The organism is Allobosea sp. WAO (assembly GCF_001509835.1).
Taxonomy (GTDB): Bacteria; Pseudomonadota; Alphaproteobacteria; order Rhizobiales; family Beijerinckiaceae; genus Allobosea.
Genome location: NZ_JXTJ01000030.1, coordinates 1 through 1,259, shown reverse-complemented (window position 1 = coordinate 1,259; position 1,259 = coordinate 1). Strand labels below are relative to the sequence as shown.

The window sequence follows — 1,259 nt, the reverse complement described above, 5'->3', positions numbered from 1 at the left end:
GCTGCGGCCGGCGCATCGGGTGAACATGCAAAGGGCGCCAAAAGGCGCCCTTTGCCTTCTCGTAGCGTTTTGTCCCGAGCCTCAGGCGAAGCGGAAATCGTCCTGGGCGAGGCTGGTGAGCTGGATGCCCTTGAGGGTCAGCGAGGTGTCGGCATCGACGGTGAAGACCGTGTCGGCACCGCTCTGGGTCGCGGCGGCGATCGCCGCGTCGAAATCGGCGAAGACGTCGAGCCCGAACTCCAGCACGTCCGAGCTCGAGCCGGTCGTCCTGAAGTCGGTGATCACGTCCTTGCCGAAGCCTTGCGCGAAGACGAAGACGTCGTGGCCGGAGCCGCCGGTCAGGATGTCGTCGCCGGCCCCGCCCTCGATGCGGTCGTCGCCCGAGCCGCCGTCGATCACGTCGTTGCCGGCGCCGCCGAGGACGAGGTCGTCGCCCGAGCCGGCGTCGACGACGTCGTCGCCTTCGCCGGCCTCGACGCGGTCATTGCCGGAGCCGGCCTTGATCACGTCGTTGCCGGTGCCGCCGAAGACGTCGTCGTCGCCCGAGCCGCCGTCGAGCGCGTCGTCGCCTTCGCCGCCCCAGAGGGTGTCGTTGCCGGCGCCGCCCTTCAGCGTGTCGTTGCCGGCACCGCCATCGAAGGCCTCGTCGCCATTGCTGCCGGTGACGACGTCGTTGCCGGCGCCGAAGAGCAGCTTCTCGATGTTGACGAAGCTGTTCGTGCCGATGCCATCACCCGAAGCCTTGCCGGCGGCGAAGTCGACGCTGATCGCCCCCGTCGCAGCCGAGAGGTCGAGCGTGTCGAAGCCGTCGCCGCCATCGATCACGTCATGGCCCGCACCCGCCACGATGATGTCGTCGCCGCCACCGGCCAGGATCACGTCGTCGCCGGCGCCGCCGACGAGACGGTTGGCGCCGTCATCGCCGATCAGGGTGTCGTTGCCCGTGCCGCCGATGACGTTCTCGATCGAGATCAGCTCGTCCTCTCCGCTCTCGTCGCCGAAGGCGATGCCCTGCGACAGGTCGACGGTGACGCCGGCGGTGTCGTCGGAGTAGTCGGCGGTGTCGCTGCCGTCGCCGCCATCGAGCAGATCATCGTTCGCGCCGCCGCTCAGCACGTCGTCGCCCGCACCGCCGAACAGCCGGTCGTCGCCGGCGCCGCCCTTGAGGACGTCGTCGCCATCCTCGCCATGCAGTTCGTCATCGCCGTCGCCGCCCTCGACCACGTCGTTCCCCGCACCGGCCAGAACGACATCGTCGC

1 protein-coding gene is annotated in these 1,259 nt (G+C 69.6%); it reads right to left on the bottom strand.

The window, feature by feature from the left end:
* Positions 1 to 81 precede the first annotated feature (81 nt).
* A partial coding sequence (locus tag DK26_RS28245) for a calcium-binding protein (protein ID WP_282568062.1) occupies positions 82 to 1,259 on the bottom strand: 1,178 nt, incomplete at its 5' end.